Raw genomic sequence first — 18,703 nt, forward strand, 5'->3', positions numbered from 1 at the left:
GGAGCCGTTACGCGCAGGCGTTCGTAAGCCGAGGCTAGGCAGCCTGAACAGCGGGCTGGTCCTCGTCGATAAAGAAGCGCTTGTACCACACCAGGAACACGAGCGGCGTATAGATCTTGCGCTGGAAATCGCCCTTGCCCGCAAAGTGCAGATCGAGCAGGTGCATGAGCTCGTCGGTATCGAAGAACTCGCTTGCCCACGGCGCGGTGAAGTACTCCTTGACATAGTCGTACCACTTTTGCTCGCGCAGCCAGTAGACAATCGGCACCGGGAAGCCCACCTTGGGACGGGTGGCCCACTCATCGGGCAGCGACTTGTTGGCAGCGTGGCGGAGTACCTGTTTGTTGCCGTTCTCGTTGATGCGGTAGCGGTCGGGAATGTGCTCGGCGAACTCCATGACTTTGCGGTCCAGGAAGGGCACGCGCAGCTCCAGCGAGTGCGCCATGCACATCTTGTCGGCCTTGAGCAGAATGTCGCCCGGGAGCCACATGTTCATGTCCAGGTACTGCTTCTTGACCAGCTCGGGCTGACCCTTCACGCGCGCATAGATGGGAGCGGCAAGCTCGAAGGCGCCATCGCCGGTGTTGTACTCGGGCTTGAGCACGCCGTCGACCTCGCGCTCCGGCCATACCAGAGCCTGTCCCAGGAACGACTTCTCGGGAATCTCGGCACCCTTGACCAGGAAGTTATGTCCCTTGAAGTACGGCATATGCAACGCCAGGTTACCGAGCGCGCGACGGATGGGCAGCGGCACCATCTTTTTGTACTTGCGGACTGGGACCGTGTCCTCGTAGTAGGCGTAGCCGCCAAAGAGCTCGTCGGCGCCTTCGCCCGAAAGCACGACGGTGACGTCCTTGCGGGCCATCTCGGCCAAGAACCACAGCGGCACGGAAGACAGGTTGGACTGCGGCTCGTCCATGTGATACTGGATGTCCTCGAGCGCACCGAAGAACTCGTCGGCGGTAATCATCTTGCGGACATTCTCGACGCCGAGCTTATCGGAAAGCTCCTTGGCGTAGTTAGTCTCGTTGAAGTTCTTGTAGTCAAAGCCCACCGAGAAGGTCTTGTCGGGCATGAGGCAAGCGGCGATGTAGCTGGAGTCGACGCCGCCGGAAAGGAACGACGCGACCTTGACGTCGGCGATGCGATGGGCCTCGACGCTCTCGTGCACGACCTCATCCAGCTCGTCGACGTACTCCTCGAACGGCTTCTCGACGGCAGAGTAATCGCAATCCCAGTAGCGCTCGATGTTCATCTTGCCGGTCGGGATGTCTACGGTAAAGTAATGCGCCGGCGGCAGCTTGTAGACACCCTCGAAGAAGGTCTCCTCGGTTGCCGAATACTGCAGCGTCATGTACGGACGCAGGGCCTTTTTGTTGACCGCCTTGTGGAAGTGCGGGTAGTCTAGGAAGCTCTTGATCTCGGAACCAAAGAGCACGCCCGGAGCGCCGTCGCCCGCATCGGCCATGGGATAGTAGTAGAGCGGCTTGATGCCAAAGATATCGCGGGCGCCAAAAAGCTTGTTCTTCTTCTTGTCCCAGATGACGAAGGCGTACATACCGCGCAGGCGATCAAGTACTGCCTCGCCCCACTCCTCATAGCCGTGCAGGAGGCTCTCGGTGTCGGCGCCGCAGTGGAACTTATAGCCCTTGGCCTCGAGCTCGGAACGGAGTTCTTGGAAGTTGTAGATCTCGCCGTTGAAGACGATAACGACGCTGCCGTCCTCATTGGCCATGGGCTGAGCGCCGGCCTCGGTCAGGTCGAGGATCGACAGGCGGCGGAAGCCGAGGGCAACGCGGCCGTCGATAAACTGACCGCCCATGTCGGGACCGCGATGGACGATGCGGTCCATCATCTTGGTGAGCACCTCGGATTGGTTATCCGTCCCACCGACAAAACCGACAAAACCGCACATATACTATCCCCTCTGCTGTTGCTGGGTATCAAATCGAATCAGTAGCTTTTGAGTATACCCGAGGGCGTAAAGAGGGGCGGAATGTTCAGGCAATCTCAACTGAATCAGCTCCGCTGTGACACGCGACGGTTACCTTTAATGGATATGAGATGAATGAGGCGATTGTTTTGCTATACTCTCTCCGCACGGGCGATTGGCGCAACGGTTAGCGCAGGTGCTTTACACGCACAAGGCTGGGGGTTCGAATCCCTCATCGCCCACCACTGATTTGATAGGCTCCCAGCTATGAGGGCCTTTCATTTTTGGGCCCATCGCAGAGGGATTCGAACCCGAAAGGGTGCGGAGCTGAGGAAACGCGAAGCGTTTTCCAGCGCAGCACGCGAGGGCCGCAGGCCCGAAGCGAAAGCGGGCGGCGTCAGCCGCACGCGACATCCCTCATCGCCCACCACTGATTTGATAGGCTCCCAGCTATGGGGGCCTTTCTTTTTTGGGCCCAGCGCATGGGGTTCGAACCCGCCAGGGTGCGGAGCTGAGGAAACGCGCAAGCGTTTTCCAGCGCAGCACGCGAGGAGCGGAGCGGCGAAGCGGGGCGCGGGCGGCGCCGGCCGCACGCGGACATCCCTCATCGCCCACCACTGAATTGTTAGGCCTCCAGCGATGGAGGCCTTTCCTTTTTCAGGCCCAGCGCATGGGATTCGAACCCGCCAGCACGTCTGTCACAAAGGCCGTGGCCAAAAAATGGCAAAAATGAGTACTGCTACCTTGCTTACAACATATCAAAAGATAGTATTTGCTTAAGTTACGCAACATATGTCCATTATAAGGACTAACAATTGGATCAAAATCGTACATTCATCGCCATTTCGACTAGCTATCTGGCCTTATTAGTCCAAAATTGCTGCTACCAAATCGATAACAGTACTCATATTTGATGTTTTTTGACCAGCAGGTCTCCCCGCCTTAGCAAATCTAAGGCAAAACGGGCTCCAGACCGCTGAATCATGCCACATAGGGCACGTCCGCAGTCCGGAACCCGGTCAAAGTTAAGTTATTTCGCTGTGTTAGGCCAAAACGTCCGACAGGATCTCGATCAGACTGTCCACGTCGGATTCCTCGCAGACGAGCGGCGGCAGGAAACGCAGCGTATGGGCACCCGTAGCGTTAATCACGGCACCAGCCCCCAATGCACGGGCCACAACGTCGTGTGCATCACCCGCAGTATCGTCCAGATCGCAGCCGAGCATCAAGCCGCGGCCACGCACCTCGGTCACGTTCGGCAGCTTGGCGAGCTTTGCCTCCATATAGGCGCCTACCTTGGCAGCGTGGTCGGCATAATCGCCGCGCACGAGTGCGGAGAGCGTCGCGGCACACGCCGCGATGGCCAAGCAGCTACCGCCAAAGGTCGAGCCGTGGTCGCCCGGCTTAAACACGTCGGCAATCTCCTTCTTTGCCACGACGGCACCCATGGGCACGCCATCAGCAATGCCCTTGGCAAGGCTCATGATGTCGGGTTCCACGCCATAGGTTTGGAATGCAAACGGCTTGCCGGAGCGGAAGATGCCGCACTGGACCTCGTCGGCGATAAGCACGGCGCCCACTTCGTGTGCCAGGTCGCGCGCTGCCGCCATAAACTCCTCGGTCATGGGGTGCACACCGCTCTCGCCCTGGATCGGCTCGAGCATCACGGCACAAATTTCGCTCCCCAGCTGCTTAAAGATCGCACGCAGTTCATCGATATCGTTGGGCGTGCAGGCCACAAAGCCACCCGGCAGTGGGCGGAAACTATCCTGCAGCCAATCCTGCATGGTGGCGGCAATGGTCTCGAGCGTACGGCCGTGGAAGCCGCCGCGCATGCACACGATGGTGTTGCCGCCGTTACCGGCACGCTTGGCGTACAGGCGCGCGAGCTTCATCGAGCCCTCGTTGGCCTCGGCGCCGGAGTTGGCAAAGAAGGTCTCCCACACCTGCTCGTCCGCAGCCGGGGCACCAAGAGCAGCTGCCGTGGTCTCATCGCCGGCGGCAATGGCATCGGCAAGCACGCGCGCACCATCTGCGTCGTCGTTAGCAAGCTTGGACAGCAGCGCCGCGACCTGTCCGCGCTGCTCAATGTAGAAGTAATTGGAGACATGCATGAGCTTTTTGGTCTGTGCCTCAAGTGCCGAGAGCACAGCCAGGTTGCCATGACCTAGGCTGCACACGCCGATGCCGGCAAGAAAGTCGAGGTACTCACGGCCATCGTCGCCGGTGAGCTTCATGCCGTGACCCTCGACAAACTCGACCGGAGAGCGGCCAAAGGTATACATAACGTAATGGGATTCAAGCGATTGCTGAGCTGCAAGTGACATGGGATGCCTTTCGTTGGGCGCCAGACGGCGCAGGCCTATGGGTGCAGGAATGGGGCGGCTGCGAGTCAGTTAGACCGTCTGAAGCTTCTCGACCTCGTCGAGGTTCTCGGTCAGACGCGCCGCAAAGGTCGAAAGCGGATGCGGATGCGTATCGAACTCGTAAGCCGTCTCGGTGGAATGGATCACGGTGCCGACGCCGGCATCGGTCAGCAGCTCCAGCAGCAGCGAATGCGGCGTGGTGCCGTTGATGATGTGAGCGCGAAATACGCCGCCGGCAAGCGCATCGACGGCCGCACGCAGCTTGGGAATCATGCCCTTATCGACCTCGCCGCCGTAGAGCATTTCGTTAACCTCGTCGAGCGTTAGGTTGGAGATGAGTGAGTCTTTATCGCTAAAGTCCTTGTACAGGCCGTCGACGTCGGTCAAAAAGATCGCCTTATGCGCATGCAGCGCCGCCGCAACGGCACCGGCGGCGGTATCGGCGTTGATGTTGAAGAAACCGCCGTCCTCCCCCGCCGCGACGGTAGCGATGACGGGGATGTACTCGCTATCGAGCAGGCGCTCGATATAGTCGGTGTTGACGTGCGTGACCTTGCCTACGCGGCCGAGTTCGGGGTCGAGCGGCTCGGCGATGAGCGTACCGGCATCGCTGCCCGAAACGCCCACGGCCAGGTTGCCGTGATGGTTGAGCGCCGCGACCAGCTCCTGGTTGACCTTGCCGCCCAGCACCTCGCGCACGATATCCATGGTCGCCGGCGTGGTCACGCGCTGGCCGTTCATAAACTCGACGGGGATGTCGTAGTGGCTAAGCGCCTCGTTGATGGCCTTGCCGCCACCGTGCACGATAACAGGGCGCATGCCGATGATCTTGAGCAGGACGATGTCGCTCATCACGTCGCGGCGCAGCTGCTCATCAACCATGGCGGCTCCGCCATATTTGATAACAACCGTCTTGCCGGTCAGGTTCTTAATCCACGGCAGCGCTTCGAACAGCAGCTGCGCGGTTGCTTCGTTGGATTCACTCGAACGACAATCGCGTGCGAATTTCATAATCTGCCTCGTCTTTCGTATCGTTATCGCGCCGTGCTCCGCTGTCCGCAATCGCGGCAAGATGCGCAGCGTGCCTGGAATCTAGGAACGGTAGTCGCCGTTAATGGAGATGTACTCATGCGTGAGGTCGCAGGTCCACACGGTCGTTGCCGCGTCGCCTGCGCCCAGGTCGGCCGAGATCACGATCTCGGGCGCCTCGAAACGTCGTAGAGCCTCGTCCTCGTCAAAGGGAACAGTCAGACCATCGCGACAGACAGGCATGCCCATCATGTCGATGGAAACGTCTTCCTGATTAAACTTCACGCCGCACTTGCCAAGCGCCATAGCAACGCGGCCCCAGTTGCAGTCGTGGCCGGCGATGCAGGTCTTAACGAGCGGCGAGTTAGCAACGGCACGGGCGGCGATATCGGCCTCCTCGTCGTTGGCGGCGCCGGTAACGTTGACCGTAACAAGCTTGGATGCGCCCTCACCATCGGCGGCGATATTGCGCGCCAGGCTCTCGCACACCTCGTGCACGGCAAATGCCAACTCGTCAAAGGCATCGGAGCCCTCGACGATAGGCTCGGCATCTGCGGCAGCGGCGCCGGAGGCAAGCATGATGCAGGTGTCGTTGGTCGAGGTGTCGGAATCGACCGTTACCTTGTTAAAGGTCTGCTTGACGGTCGAGAGCAGCAGGGCATGAAGTGCCGCAGGCTCGACGGGGGCATCGGTGGTGATAACTGCGATCATGGTGGCCATATTGGGCATGATCATGCCCGAGCCCTTGCACATTCCGCCTACCGTATAGACATTGCCCGCATGACCCGCAGCCTCACTGACGTAGGATACGGCGTACTCCTTGGAGTGCGTGTCGGTCGTCATGATGGCGCGAGCGGCATCGGCGCCACCGTGGGCGGAGAGCGCCTCGTAGGCAGCAGGAATGGCGGTCTCAAACGTGTCGATCGGCAGAATCTGGCCAATCACACCCGTGGAGGCAACCAGAATCTGCTGGGGCTCGCAGCCGATGACCTGCGATGCGATGCTGCACGTCTCGCGCGCGCAGGCAAGGCCGGTCTCACCCGTGGCGGCGTTGGCATTGCCAGAGTTGACCGAAACACCGGCGATGATACCGTAGCCCTTGTCGGCACCGCCCAGGTTGGCACGGCTCACCTGCACGGGCGCCGCGCAAAAGCGATTGGTGGTAAACACGCCGGCACCGGGACAGGGTTTATCGGGCACGACGAGCGCGTAATCCAGACGCTCGGGGTTCTTGCGGAACCCAGCGTGGATGCCTGCAGCTTTAAAACCAGCCGCAGCCGTAACGCCACCCTCGACGGCGCGAATCTTGATATCAAACAGCTCGGTATCCATCGTCTTTATGACTCCTTATGTCAAACAAAAAAAACGGACATCGGTTGGTGCGCCATGCCAGTCGTGATCATGAGACCAGCTTAAGAGTGGCGCCCCATTCGATGCCCGACTACCAAATCGTTAACAATCGAATGTGCTACACCGGGCACGCCACTGTAGGCAAGCCTCGTCGCTCGTCAAAGCCAAAGACGATATTGGCGCACTGGACTGCTTGGCCCGCAGCGCCCTTGCACAGATTGTCGATGGCGCCCGTCGCCACCAGCACGCCCGCGCGCTTGTTGAGCGCGAGGCCAATCTGGGCAGCGTTGGTGCCGACGACCGAAGCCGTCTTGGGCTGCTGGCCGGCATCGAGCACGCGCACAAAGGTGCGACCGGCGTAGAACTGCTTGTAATGGTCGACGACATCCTCAAGAGCCAGCGTGTCGAGAGCCTGCGGCGCGAGCGGCAGCGTCACCGTGGAGAGCAGACCGCGCTTGAGCGGTGCCAGGTGCGGGGTAAAGACGACGCGATCGGTCAGGCCAAGGATTTGCTCAATCTCGGGCGTGTGGCGATGCTTGCCCACGCCGTAGGCCTCCAAGTTCTCGTCGGCGCTGCAAAAATGGGTGCGGGCGTTGCAGGACTTACCGGCGCCCGTCACGCCGCTAATGGCATCGACAATCACGGGACCGTTCTCGGCCACCCAGCCCGCGCGCACGGCGGGCGCGGCGGCAAGGCTCGTTGCGGTGGGATAGCAACCGGCGCAGGCGACCAGCACGGGTTTGCCGTCGGCATGGTCGGATGCGGCGGTCTCCAAGTCCTGGCAGAACAGCTCGGGCAGACCGAAGGCACGGGTCTTGAGCAGCTCGGGGCTCGTATGCTCGGCGGCATACCAAGCCTCAAAAACGGACGCGTCGTTCAGACGGTAGTCGGCCGAAAGATCAAAGCAGGAGACGCCCGATGCAAGCAGCGCGGGCACCTGTGCCATGGCAGCCGTGTGCGGCACGGCCAAAAAGACCGCGTCGCAGTTCTTGAGCTCAGGGGCATCATGCGTCGTAAAGACAAGATCGCTTACGCCGGTGAAGCTCGGGTGCACCGCAGACAACGGCTGGCCGGCATCGGCGTTGGACGTAATGGCAGCAAGTTCAAACTCGGAATGACCGAGGACGAGGCGAATGAGCTCGGCTCCGGCATATCCAGCCGCGCCGACGATTCCAACCTTTACAGACATATCAGACTCCTTGTCTGCAGTTATGCACCAATGCGCATCTCGCAGCCGTCGTTATGAAGTGGGTTGAAACTTTAGCACCAAAAGATGCATGAATACGTAAATGGCTTGCATATTCATGCATTGAAACATTCCCGACACATTCGCTTGAAGGAATTGACAAATGGAGCGGGCCCCGTATTGACCGGCGCTCCTAACGGCGCCGGGCAATACGGGGCCCGCCCATGCGAAACCAAGTTGTTAGGATGAGCCAGCTGGCTAGAGCTCGACCGGCACCCATTCGTCGTGATTGCAGATAAAAGCCTCGGGATCCTCGACGCTAAAGAAGACGAGCGTGGGGTCGTTAGGCCCCTCATAGTGCTCGCCCAGGCGCTCTAGATGCTTCCACCCAGCTTCGCGCATTTCGCCTAAAGCCCGGTCATCCAAGCCGGCACGCCCGCGCAAGATGAGCCAGCCATGGCCCGGCCACCAACTCGTGGCCTCAAAGCGCTGGTTTTGCAGCAGCTCTTGCCACACATCTTTGGTGCGCGCTGTTACAAACCACAGCTTGCCGTCCTGGATCTGCGCAAACGAAAACGGACGCACATGAGGCTGTCCGTCAACGCTCGTCGCCAAATACCATGCCGGCACCGACGTCAGATACTCCAACACCGTATTCAATCCGTCCATGTGTCCTCTTGGCGCTAGCTAATTCGGAACGGGTAGTTAATTTGAGACGCGCTAGAGCTCCAGGCGCTCCTCGCTGCCGTCGATATCACAGAAGCGCGCGGCAATGTTGCGGACCGAAAAGAAAGCAAGGCGGCCGTCGTTGGCACTCTCGTGTTCCTCGCCGATGCCCACCATGTGCTTAAAACCCGCTTGACGCACCTTGTCGCTCGCAACTGCGTCGTCCTCAAGTGCGGCTTCGCCGGTCAATACGATCCAGCATTCCCCCGGCTTCCAGCCCGAGAGCTCAAACTTGGGATTCGCACTCAGCTCCGCCCACACATCCTTGTCGCGCGACGTGCAAAACCACAGCTTACCTTCATCGACCATGGCAAACGAAAACGGCCTCACGCGAGGCTGATGCCCGTCGGCCACATCGATCGTGGCCAGATACCACGCCGGAATGCGCCTGAGATACGAGCAGGCGCGCTCAAACTGAGCTGTGCGGTCGTTGTCGGTCATAGGGACCCCTTTCTTGCGCTCGAATCGCGCCTAAACAAGTTGAAGGTTGACGACGATGACACACGCAAACAGCAGCATCGTCACCACCGCAGCCAGCGCATCCCCGCGGCGAAACGCAAGCGCATGCAGACGCGTACGTCCCTGCTCGCCGTGATAACAGCGCGCATCCATGGCGGCCGAAAGCGTCTCGGCATGACGGAACACGCCCGTGAACAGCGGAATCGCCACGCTACCGAGCATGCGCACGCCGCCGAGCGGGCCTCCCGTCACGCGCGCACCGCGGCTTGTCTGCGCGTCCGCCGTCTGCTTCATCTCGGTGGCGAACTGCGGCATAAAGCGCAACGCGATGCCCATGATCATGCCGAGCTCATGCGCAGGGAGCCCCACGCGCGCAAACGGTGCGAGCAGACGCTCAAAGCCCGCGGTGAGGTCGAGTGTGGGCGTGGTGAGCGTAATGGCGCTCATGCCGGCCATCATCAGGGTCAGGCGGCACGCCATAAAGGCGGCAGAACGCAGTGAGCCCTCGCTTATCTGCAGAAAGCCGAGCTGCCATAGGATGTGCCCGCTCTGGTCGGTAAATAGGTTGAGCACCGCGACCACCACGACGATCGCCAGCAGCGGCGCCATCGATGACAGGACGCGACGAGCCGGCACCCGGGACACGATATAAATCAGGACAACGAAGATTGCGACCGGGACCAGTCCGCGGAAGCCACTGACCGTGAGCATCGTGATCAGAAACACAAAACCCAAGAGCAACTTGGTTCGCGGGTCCAGACGGTGGATTGCACTATCGCCGGGATAGTAGCTGCCAAACGAAAACGCCTCCATCAGCAACCCTCCTCTCGCGCGACCGTTTCGGATTTGGCCTTGTCCGAGACGTTAGAAGAACCGCCTGAGCGACCGATCGGCAAATCTGCCAACTCGTCGGCCAACGACTCAACCGTATAGAGCCCGCCGCAACGCAGCGGCACGTCCGCCTCCGCGAGCGCCAACGCCATGCGCTGAGCAGCAGGTACGCCCAAGCCGATCGACTTGAGCTCATCGGCATGCGCAAACACCTGCGCGGGGGTTCCCTCGGCAAACACCGCACCTTCGTTCATTACGACGATACGGTCGCAGCAATTGGCCAGGTCATCCATGCTGTGTGAAACCATGACAACGGTCAGGCCATCGCGGTGAAGTCGATCGATAAGCTCAAGGAAATCCCTGCGCGCAGCCGGATCGAGCCCCGCCATGGGTTCATCGAGCACCAGGACTTCGGGCTCCATGGCGAGCACGCCGGCGAATGCCACACGCCGTTGCTGACCGCCCGAAAGCTCAAAGGGACTCTTGTCGCCGACCGTGGAAAGGTCGAGGCCCACGCGCGAGAGCGACGACTCGACGCGACGGTCGACTTCATCTTGCGGCAAGCCAAGGTTATGCGGGCCAAACGCCACGTCCTGTGCCACGGTCTCGGCAAATAACTGGCGCTCGGGATACTGAAACACCACGCCGACCTTGGCCTTAACCGCGGCGGCGTCTTTCTTGTTTGACAGATCGAGCCCCAGCGCGCGAACGAATCCCTCCTGGGGGCGAATCAAACCGTTGAGATGCTGGACCAGCGTCGACTTACCCGAACCGGTATGACCTGCTAAGCCCAGGAACTCGCCGCGACGCACCGTCAGCGATACATCGCGCAGCGCCCACGGGCTGCTGGGGTCGTTTCCCCAGAGAGCCTGTTTGCTCGATTTGCCCGCAACGGCCGAGCGCTTATGCCAGCGGCGGCGCTCGCGGGCGCTCAGCGAGTAACTATGCGAGAGGTGCGAAATCTCGATGACGGGCTCCGACGCGTTGCCCTCGTTGTCTACCGGAACAGTGCCGTCAGCGATTTCCAACTGGGACGCGGAAGGCTGCCCCGCAGTGCCTGCCCCGCTCCGCTCGGTATAGGCCTGCGCAACCTCGGCAACCATATCCGCCTCGCGCACCTGCGCGCAAACGGGTACGCCCTTCGCACGAAGTGCCATGCCCAAACGGCACGACTCCGGCATGTCCAGGTTGAGCTGCGCAAGTTCGTCCGCCCGCGTCAAGATTTCCTCGGGCGTACCGAGCATGGCAACGCGCCCCGCCTGAAACACCGCGACTCGATCGGCCTCGGCGGCCTCTTCCATAAAGTGCGTAATCATCACGATGGTCATGCCGCGAGCGTGCAACGCGCGGCAAGCCTTCATGAGGCCCTTGCGTCCACGCGGATCGAGCATCGAGGAAGCCTCGTCCAATATGAGCACGCGCGGTTCCATGGCAAGCACGCCGGCAAGCGCCACGCGCTGCTTTTGGCCACCCGAGAGCGCATGGGTCTCGTGGCGCTCAAAGCCCACCAGGCCCACGGCCTTCAGCACATCTCGCACACGCTGCGCGATCTGGGCCGATGGCACGCCCAAGTTTTCGGGACCAAAGGCAACATCGTCCTCGACAAGCGTCGCCACCAGCTGATCATCCGGGTTCTGGAACACCATGCCCGCAGTCGAGCGGATGTCGTAGACCAGCTCGGGATCGGACGCGTCCATGCCGTTGACGCGCACCGTTCCCGTATCGGGCTGCAGCAGCGCGTTCAAATGCTTGGCGAACGTCGACTTGCCCGACCCGTTTCCGCCGAGGATGCAGAAAAACTCGCCATCCTCGATGTTCAGATCGATGCCGTCGAGTGCCGGTGTGGCACCGTCATAGCTAAAGGAAACGCCCCGACACTCAATCATGCGCGGCCTTTGACCTGGTCCTTCTTGGGCGTAATGAGATTAGAGACCGCCTTGTACACCGCCAGCGTCAACACCGAGTTGAGCACGGTCTTGATGAGGTTGAACGGCAGCACGGCAGGAATCATGAGCGGGGCGATCACATCGACCGAGCCATACCAGAACCAAACACCAATGGTAAGGTTTGCGACCATAGACAACGCCGTAGCGGCAATGACGCCGAGCGCTAGGCCAATCACGGCACCCTTATAGGTATGCATCTTCTGGTAGATGATAGCCGCGGGCAGAATATAACCCAGCGTAGCCACCAGGTTCATAAGTGCGCCGACCCAATCGCCCGTGGTAAGCGCATGGATAACAATCGCCATAGCGGCAACAGCAGTACCGGCGCCAGGACCATACGCAAAACCGCACACCATCGCCGGCACCAGCGACGGGTCATACGTCAAAAACGGCGCCGAAGGAAGGATGGGCAGCTGCACGTACATAAACAGGGCGCCCAGGGCGCACATCAGCGCCATGGTAACGAGCTGTTTGGTGCTCCACCTATTCGTGTTCTCAAAATGGATATGCTGCGACTGTTCAGACATAAGATCACCTGCCTCTTTCATCCGGACTCTAACCGTTGGTACTGGAATCTCACCAGTTCAGCCGGCATGCGAACCAACGCACACACGGGTCGCGGACTCATCGGCTCGGCCGCAGGCATCTCGCCTGCGCCACGGCGCCCCTTTGACACCGCCCGATTTACCGCCAGTGGGGAATTTCACCCCGCCCTGAAACAGCAATTGCAAGTGTAGCACCAGTAGGCTTTCGCGCAAGTATGCCGAGGGTAATTTATGGTGGGGAAACGGAAGCGGAATGAAGATGCAGTATCCCATTTTCCGCAATCATCAATCCACCGACGCACCAAATGCTCCGCACCGCGCAGTAGTATGAAGGAGGTCACTGCGCAACCCGCGTATGTCAGGAGAACAAATTGGCAGCAAAACTTGATCTCGGGAAAGCTCTATCCCAAGCCGCCCAAGCCGCCGGTGAGATGGCAAAAGACGCATCGGCGGCTATCGAGTCCGCCGCCAAAGGCGCCACAAATGCAGCTGAAGGCGCGGGAAACGCTATCGTCGACACGGCCACCTCGGCATCCGAGGCCATCGGCAGCGCCATGTGCTCGGTTGCGGAAGGTATGTCGAGTGCCGGCGAGCAAATTGTGTCGTCCGATGCAGGCAAAACGATTACAGGGGCCGCGAACACGGTAGGCGGAATTGCCATCGGTGCCGCCGTAAATCTGGCCCAAGGAGCATCGTCCCTTGCGTCCGACGCGGCGTCGACCGTGGAGGGCGGGATCAATGCCATCAAGGAGAACTCATTCTCCGCGCGACTCCGCAGGGCACGCATCAAGGGCTTCCGTGACGGAATCAAGCAGGGCGCCTACCTTGCGGGAGAGAAGCGACACAATTTCATCTACGCATATGTGGCAACGCTCTGCTTCTTGATGCGCTGCGACGGTGACTTCTCCCAAGAGGAGCAGAAGTGGCTCGAGGAGGGTCTCGATTACCTCAAGCTGGACGGAGGCCTCCCAAATAACGTCAAGACGAGGGTGCAGGTCATCGCGGATGACGAGGGTTTGTCCTTCGACCAAGTCAAGAACTGTTTGGACAACGTTAGCATCGTGTCGCTGGACTCCATAGCCGAGCAGTTGCAAGTCGCCGCGGCGGCGGACGGTCAGGTGACAGAAGAAGAGGAGCATGCCTGCAGACTCTTTGCCGACTATATGGCGGCGAGGGTGGCATGCGTGGCCATTGACGAGAGCCGGGCCGAGCAGGCAGTCGAAAAGTCCGTCCGCGAGTATGGCGAGAACCTTCAGCACATCGACCAGGAGTTCAAGGAGCGGACGCGATTGCAGGATGCTGACGTCGCCTTCGTCGTCGCCGCAACCATGCTCCAAGTCGCCCGCATTCTTATCATCAACTCACTGACGGAGGTCGAGTGTGCCGGAGCGGGCAACGTAAAAGAACATGCTCTGCACGACTTCCAAAGTCGTGTCTTCTCTGGTTTCGATGACAGGATGCCACGGGAATCGAACCATCTGTTCGCCTCAAAACATCATATTCTTAATTCACGTGGAGTGCCCTACGACGCGACACGCTACGAGGCAGAAAACATCGGACTCTTCAAGGGCGCAAACCACCGGTTCGCAACCCTCGGCCACGACCCAGTGCTCGGTCTCGTGTTCGGAACATCTAACATCATGACCAACAGCATCACCTGCGTTAAAGACACCAATGTTTTTGGTATTGGTGCACGAATTCCCGCAACCTACTCGGTCTCCTATGACGCCTTTGGGAAAAATCCGCAGATTGGGGCGTCTGCTGGGACTGTAGAGATGCTGGTTGCGGCGGGAAGACGCGTCGTGAGCGAGCCGGATGCCGCCGCGGCTGCTCTAATCAAGCAGCTGATCCACATCGGCACAGACCTGTACACGCCGTGCGGGATACAGATTCCATTCGCCAATCTCATCCTCGACAAAACACATACCGAGGCGCTTACCAAATACGTCAGCACCGGCGATGTGCTGAAGGTCGGCGCGCAGGCAGGCATGGCCGCTCTTATCAACTGGTTGATAGCGGCACTTCACGGGTGCACGCTGATATTCAAGGACGACGGATCGGATTACTGCACCGAGATGTACCAAGCACGTACCAAGAAAATCATCCTCCTGTCCGATACCATCGCAACTTCTAGCAGCGTCATACGGGCGTTAATCAAAGAGAATCCCGAGTGCCTCGACCTCGGAGGTGCAGCGATACTCATCTACCGACTGTTCTCGGACGTGCGTTTCATTGCCAAGCTCAAAGAAGAGTACGTGCAATCGGAGCTCAATAAAATCTACGACGAGCGAGCAAGAGGGCTGCTCTGATTCCTCGGCGCCCTTCCTCTTACATCACCATTCAAACAAAGCGGAAAGCGCCTCATTAAATAAAGACATCAACACAAAAAAAGACCCCTTGTCCGCGGCTCCAAAGGAGCGGGACAAGGGGTCCCAATCTAACCGAGGACGTTCCGGAGAGAAACCCCGTCACGCCCCCGGATTCCCGGTGGGAGTTCTAGACCTTGTCGGCCTTAGTACATACCGCCGCCCTGCTGACCAGCGGTGGCAGCAGCGATAGCGTCCTCAAGCTGGGTGTTCTTGGGCACATCGGAGACGGTAGCCTCGGTGATGAGGATCAGGCTGGCGACAGAAGCAGCGTTCTGCAGGGTGACGCGGCTAACCTTGACGGGGTCGAGGACGCCCATCTCGATCATGTCGCCCCACTCGCCGTTGGCAGAGTTGAGACCCTGGCCGGCGGGCAGCTCGGCAACCTTGTCGACCACGACAGCGCCCTCAAAGCCAGCGTTCTTGGCGATGGTAGCAACCGGAGCGGTCAGAGCCTTCTTGACGATGTCGACACCGATCTTCTCCTCAGGGTCGTCAAGCTCAACGGCGTCGAGCGCAGGAGCAGCGTCCATGAAGGCGACGCCGCCACCGGCGACAATGCCCTCCTCGACAGCAGCGCGGGTAGCCTGCAGGGCGTCCTCGACGCGATGCTTGATCTCCTTGAGCTCAGACTCGGTAGCAGCGCCGACCTTGATGACGGCAACGCCACCGGAGAGCTTGGCCAGGCGCTCCTGGAGCTTCTCGCGGTCGAAGTCAGAGGTGGTGTTCTCCATCTCACCCTTGATCTGAGCGATGCGGGCGTCGATGGCCTCCTTGGAGCCAGCGCCGCCGACGACAACGGTGTTGTCCTTGGAGATGGTGACGGACTTGGCGGTACCGAGCATATCGGCGGTGATGTCAGCGACCTTCACGCCCAGCTCGTCCAGGGCAGCCTGGCCACCGGTGAGGACGGCGATGTCCTCGAGGATGCGCTTGCGGCGATCGCCGTAGCCCGGGGCCTTGACGGCGCAGACGTTGAGGGCGCCACGGATCTTGTTGAGGACGAGGGTCGGCAGAGCCTCGCCATCGATGTCCTCAGCGATGATGAGCAGGCCACGGCCAGCGCGCTGGACAGCCTCGAGAACAGGCATGATGTCCTGGACGCTGGAGATCTTCTGGTCGGTGATGAGGATGTACGGATCCTTCATCACGGCCTCCATGCGGTCGTTATCCGTGACGAAGTAAGCGGAGACGTAGCCCTTGTCGAACTGCATGCCCTCGACGGTGTCGATGGTGATGTCGAACGTCTGGGAATCCTCGACGGTGATGACGCCGTCCTTGCCCACGACCTCCATGGCCTCGGCGATCTTCTCGCCGACCTCGGGGTCACCGGCGGAGATGGTACCGACGGAAGCAATCTGCTCCTTGGTCTCGACCGGCTTGGCCTGCTTCTTCATCTCGGCGACGGCGGCGTTGACGGCCTTGTCGATGCCGCGACGGATGGCCAGCGGGTTGGCGCCAGCGGCGACGTTGCGCAGACCGTCGTTGACGATGGCCTGAGCGAGCAGGGTTGCGGTGGTGGTGCCGTCACCCACGGTGTCGTTGGTCTTGGTGGCGACCTCCTTCACCAGCTGGGCACCCATGTTCTCGATGTTGTCCTCGAGCTCAATCTCCTTGGCGACGGAAACGCCGTCGTTGGTGATGGTCGGGGCACCAAACGTGCGCTGCAGAGCAACGTAGCGACCCTTGGGGCCCATGGTGACGGTAACGGCGTCGGCCAGAGTGTTGACACCCTTGGCGAGCTTAGCGCGGGCATCGGTGTTGAACGTAATGTTCTTTGCCATGGTAGGTAATCCTCCAAAAGAAACGTGACTCGCGTCGCCGCTTCCGAGTCCTATGCGGCGGGCGCGTTCAAAGACGAATCAGAGATTCTGACGAGACTAGGCCTCGACAACAGCGTAGATGTCGTCGGCGCGCATCAGCAGATACTTCTCGCCGTCGACCTTGACCTCGTTGCCACCGAACTTACCGTAGATGACAACGTCACCGACCTTGACGTCCATGGGGATGCGCTCACCCTTGTCGTTGACCTTGCCGGCACCAACGGCAACGATGGTGCCGCGCTGCGGCTTCTCCTGGGCGTTGCTGGCGATATACAGACCAGAAGCGGTCTTCTGCTCGGCCTCGTCGGGCTTGACCAGAACACGATCTGCAAGCGGCTTCAAAGACGACATGCTTGTCTCCTCCTTTTTGGGCCGCGTGGTTATGCCACGCGAATTAACCCTTTTTGTTTGCGTACGCGTTGAATGGTACCCACGAATGGCGGGTTATACAACACGGAGTCAAAAAATCTTATTTTTTGGCACTTAGATTTTCTGAATGTCGGAGGATAACTTATGCGCAGCCCCAAGGCGGACCGGAAAGCATGAAGTTTTAGCGCGGCAACTTTGTGAATCAGCTTCTCAAGACTACAATCCTCCAGATGAAATATGCCCGGATGAGAGGAAGGGAGGGCAGATGACTGATGAGCTGAGCACCTCGGCATGGCGAGATATAGCACCGAATCGCGATGCACGCGACTCCATGCCGCCCGTTCGCACTCGCCTGCTCGCCCTGGCTCTCGTCTTCGCCCTTCTCGCGGTAACCATCCTCTCCCCCATCGCAACCGCCCATGAGTTGCATCATGACTGCACCGGCGCGGGCTGCACCATCTGCGCCGAGCTCGCCGGCAATCTGTCGATCGCCCGTGGCGGTGACACCGTCCCCGTGGGCGCGACATCGTTCATCACCCTCTTGCTGATCTCCGCCCTAGCCGTCATCGGCACCGAGCGATCTTCATATGCCCCGGTCACCCTATTATCCCTCAGGGTCCGTCTGGACGATTAACGGCTCCCAATTGAATCAAATAGCTACCGCGTGCCACAGCGGCATCGCCTTCGGCCGTCGGCACCCCGACGCAGCCGTTTTCAATTCAGGAGCAATCTATGGACAACCGAATCTACCGTCGCCATCCCAAGCGGCGTCCTATTCGTCACCGTGGCCCCATGGCGGCGGCATATATGCCCCTTTTAAGTGCGGTCTTTGCTCTCGCCGCTTCTGACGACAATGCGTCCAGCTCGACCCCGTCGAGGGGCTCACTGACAAACAGCTTAAAGCCGGCGAGGATTACCCACCCATCATGAACGACAACCTGGAGAAGCTCGTGAAGACGCTGAACTAGGAGTAAGGAACAGAGACGATGAAGATGAGCATGAAGGATCTGAAAAGCTGGATGACCGACCATCCCTACCCCCGTACGCTGGCAACGATCGGCGGCGCATCGATATGCTCGATGCTCGCCCTCGAGCTGCCCTCCAACCATGAACTATGGAAGATGCAGGCCGGACCGGCACTTTTGGAGCTTTTGCTCATCTTCTGCTTCTTGTGCCTGTTGTTCTATCTGCCGCACCGCCGTAAGACCCCCGCAATCGTTGGCATCGTTGCGCTCGCCAGCATCGGTATCGCCGAGTACTTCGTAATCACGTTCAAATCGATGCCCATCCAACCCGGAGACCTGTTCGCCCTCTCGACCGCTGCGACGGTCGCCGGCAGCTACACCTATGAGCTCAGCACTTTCTGCTTCATGGGGCTTGCCGCCGCGGCCTTGGGAATCGCGCTTATCGTCCTCATTCCGCGTGATGCATGTGGGCGACCGCCGCGCCGCGCATCGGAAACGTCCCCCGAGTCCATCGACCATGCGATGTCTGCGTCCTTGAAATCGAAGGACTCAAAGGCGTCTCCGGCAACCGAGGGGACATCGACAGCGCCGAGGGAGCATCCAGTCGCAACCAAATCCAAACTCCCCCTCTCCGTCGACCGTCGTACCGCACTTGTTGCCGGAGCCGCACTGGGGGCGCAGGCCTTCATCAGCTATTACGACACCTTGGGCATCAAGCTTCATACCTGGAAGCCCCTCGAAAGCTATTACAGTCAGGGGTTTCTCCCCACCTTTATTTCGAGCGCGCAAAAAAATGGTGCCGCCTAAAC

The 18,703-nt window shown here is 59.9% G+C and carries 15 protein-coding genes, 1 tRNA gene and 1 riboswitch; of the genes, 4 read left to right on the forward strand and 12 right to left on the reverse strand.

All coding sequences use genetic code 11. From position 1 onward, the window contains the following. Nucleotides 1–34: 34 nt before the first annotated feature. On the reverse strand, nt 35–1,915 hold the full coding sequence (gene asnB / locus DWV43_RS02255) for an asparagine synthase (glutamine-hydrolyzing) (RefSeq protein WP_117563808.1): 1,881 nt from the start codon (nt 1,913–1,915) through the stop codon (nt 35–37). Nucleotides 1,916–2,102: 187 nt separating this feature from the next. On the opposite strand from asnB, the gene DWV43_RS02260 reads away from it, so the two are divergent. Beyond that, nucleotides 2,103–2,178 (forward strand) — tRNA-Val (locus DWV43_RS02260). A 798-nt stretch (nt 2,179–2,976) separates the two neighbouring features. Here the strand turns inward: DWV43_RS02260 and DWV43_RS02265 are convergent. From DWV43_RS02265 to DWV43_RS02305, 9 genes are all read right to left on the reverse strand, one after another. Next, nucleotides 2,977–4,260 (reverse strand): aminotransferase class III-fold pyridoxal phosphate-dependent enzyme, encoded by a 1,284-nt coding sequence (locus DWV43_RS02265; protein WP_117816910.1) that lies wholly within the window; start codon nt 4,258–4,260, stop codon nt 2,977–2,979. Nucleotides 4,261–4,329: 69 nt separating this feature from the next. Continuing rightward, nucleotides 4,330–5,310: an acetylglutamate kinase gene (gene argB / locus DWV43_RS02270; protein ID WP_089572540.1), complete on the reverse strand. Its 981-nt coding sequence runs from the start codon at nt 5,308–5,310 to the stop codon at nt 4,330–4,332. Between the two features lie 81 nt (nt 5,311–5,391). After that, the gene (argJ, locus tag DWV43_RS02275) at nt 5,392–6,660 is read right to left on the reverse strand and encodes a bifunctional glutamate N-acetyltransferase/amino-acid acetyltransferase ArgJ (RefSeq protein ID WP_199569312.1); all 1,269 of its coding nucleotides are present in this window, start codon (nt 6,658–6,660) and stop codon (nt 5,392–5,394) included. 136 nt (nt 6,661–6,796) lie between these two features. Further along, nucleotides 6,797–7,867: an N-acetyl-gamma-glutamyl-phosphate reductase gene (argC, locus tag DWV43_RS02280; protein ID WP_117816912.1), complete on the reverse strand. Its 1,071-nt coding sequence runs from the start codon at nt 7,865–7,867 to the stop codon at nt 6,797–6,799. 255 nt (nt 7,868–8,122) lie between these two features. Continuing rightward, nucleotides 8,123–8,533, reverse strand: coding sequence for a pyridoxamine 5'-phosphate oxidase family protein (locus tag DWV43_RS02285; protein ID WP_117637582.1), 411 nt, complete (start codon nt 8,531–8,533; stop codon nt 8,123–8,125). 51 nt (nt 8,534–8,584) lie between these two features. Beyond that, nucleotides 8,585–9,031 (reverse strand): pyridoxamine 5'-phosphate oxidase family protein, encoded by a 447-nt coding sequence (locus tag DWV43_RS02290; RefSeq protein ID WP_117816913.1) that lies wholly within the window; start codon nt 9,029–9,031, stop codon nt 8,585–8,587. Between the two features lie 30 nt (nt 9,032–9,061). Next, entirely contained in the window at nt 9,062–9,862 is an 801-nt protein-coding gene (locus tag DWV43_RS02295; protein ID WP_117816914.1) for an energy-coupling factor transporter transmembrane protein EcfT, read from the reverse strand. Beyond that, the gene (locus DWV43_RS02300) at nt 9,862–11,766 is read right to left on the reverse strand and encodes an energy-coupling factor transporter ATPase (RefSeq protein WP_117816915.1); all 1,905 of its coding nucleotides are present in this window, start codon (nt 11,764–11,766) and stop codon (nt 9,862–9,864) included. Before DWV43_RS02300 ends, DWV43_RS02295 begins: the two co-directional genes overlap by 1 nt. After that, entirely contained in the window at nt 11,763–12,353 is a 591-nt protein-coding gene (locus tag DWV43_RS02305; RefSeq protein WP_117816916.1) for an ECF transporter S component, read from the reverse strand. The genes DWV43_RS02300 and DWV43_RS02305 overlap by 4 nt, the downstream gene beginning before the upstream one ends. 5 nt (nt 12,354–12,358) lie before the next feature. Continuing rightward, nucleotides 12,359–12,551, reverse strand: a riboswitch (FMN riboswitch). A gap of 191 nt (nt 12,552–12,742) precedes the next feature. Between DWV43_RS02305 and DWV43_RS02310 the strand changes: the two genes are divergently transcribed. Beyond that, complete coding sequence (locus DWV43_RS02310; protein ID WP_117816917.1) at nt 12,743–14,680, forward strand: TerB family tellurite resistance protein; 1,938 nt, start codon at nt 12,743–12,745, stop codon at nt 14,678–14,680. 203 nt (nt 14,681–14,883) lie between these two features. Here DWV43_RS02310 and groL read toward each other — a convergent pair whose 3' ends face one another. Both groL and groES read right to left on the reverse strand, forming a co-directional pair. Then, complete coding sequence (groL, locus tag DWV43_RS02315; protein WP_022094352.1) at nt 14,884–16,521, reverse strand: chaperonin GroEL; 1,638 nt, start codon at nt 16,519–16,521, stop codon at nt 14,884–14,886. Between the two features lie 96 nt (nt 16,522–16,617). Further along, the gene (gene groES, locus DWV43_RS02320; RefSeq protein ID WP_022094351.1) at nt 16,618–16,911 is read right to left on the reverse strand and encodes a co-chaperone GroES; all 294 of its coding nucleotides are present in this window, start codon (nt 16,909–16,911) and stop codon (nt 16,618–16,620) included. A 283-nt stretch (nt 16,912–17,194) separates the two neighbouring features. Here groES and DWV43_RS02325 point away from each other — a divergent pair, with 283 nt between their 5' ends. Next, nucleotides 17,195–17,563 (forward strand): hypothetical protein, encoded by a 369-nt coding sequence (locus DWV43_RS02325; RefSeq protein WP_117802898.1) that lies wholly within the window; start codon nt 17,195–17,197, stop codon nt 17,561–17,563. Between the two features lie 364 nt (nt 17,564–17,927). After that, nucleotides 17,928–18,701, forward strand: a complete 774-nt coding sequence (locus DWV43_RS02330) for a hypothetical protein (RefSeq protein ID WP_147346388.1) — start codon at nt 17,928–17,930, stop codon at nt 18,699–18,701. Nucleotides 18,702–18,703 lie beyond the last annotated feature (2 nt).

This window comes from Collinsella sp. AF05-9, assembly GCF_003465595.1.
Taxonomy (GTDB): domain Bacteria; phylum Actinomycetota; class Coriobacteriia; order Coriobacteriales; family Coriobacteriaceae; genus Collinsella.

Coding starts and splice junctions, on each gene's coding strand:
- groES (WP_022094351.1), bottom strand. CDS start 16,911: ATGTCGTCTTTGAAGCCGCTTGCAGATCGTGTTCTGGTCAAGCCCGAC.
- DWV43_RS02330 (WP_147346388.1), top strand. CDS start 17,928: ATGAAGGATCTGAAAAGCTGGATGACCGACCATCCCTACCCCCGTACG.
- DWV43_RS02300 (WP_117816915.1), bottom strand. CDS start 11,766: ATGATTGAGTGTCGGGGCGTTTCCTTTAGCTATGACGGTGCCACACCG.
- DWV43_RS02295 (WP_117816914.1), bottom strand. CDS start 9,862: ATGGAGGCGTTTTCGTTTGGCAGCTACTATCCCGGCGATAGTGCAATC.
- asnB (WP_117563808.1), bottom strand. CDS start 1,915: ATGTGCGGTTTTGTCGGTTTTGTCGGTGGGACGGATAACCAATCCGAG.
- DWV43_RS02305 (WP_117816916.1), bottom strand. CDS start 12,353: ATGTCTGAACAGTCGCAGCATATCCATTTTGAGAACACGAATAGGTGG.
- DWV43_RS02290 (WP_117816913.1), bottom strand. CDS start 9,031: ATGACCGACAACGACCGCACAGCTCAGTTTGAGCGCGCCTGCTCGTAT.
- argJ (WP_199569312.1), bottom strand. CDS start 6,660: ATGGATACCGAGCTGTTTGATATCAAGATTCGCGCCGTCGAGGGTGGC.
- DWV43_RS02265 (WP_117816910.1), bottom strand. CDS start 4,260: ATGTCACTTGCAGCTCAGCAATCGCTTGAATCCCATTACGTTATGTAT.
- DWV43_RS02285 (WP_117637582.1), bottom strand. CDS start 8,533: ATGGACGGATTGAATACGGTGTTGGAGTATCTGACGTCGGTGCCGGCA.
- groL (WP_022094352.1), bottom strand. CDS start 16,521: ATGGCAAAGAACATTACGTTCAACACCGATGCCCGCGCTAAGCTCGCC.
- DWV43_RS02325 (WP_117802898.1), top strand. CDS start 17,195: ATGACTGATGAGCTGAGCACCTCGGCATGGCGAGATATAGCACCGAAT.
- argB (WP_089572540.1), bottom strand. CDS start 5,310: ATGAAATTCGCACGCGATTGTCGTTCGAGTGAATCCAACGAAGCAACC.
- argC (WP_117816912.1), bottom strand. CDS start 7,867: ATGTCTGTAAAGGTTGGAATCGTCGGCGCGGCTGGATATGCCGGAGCC.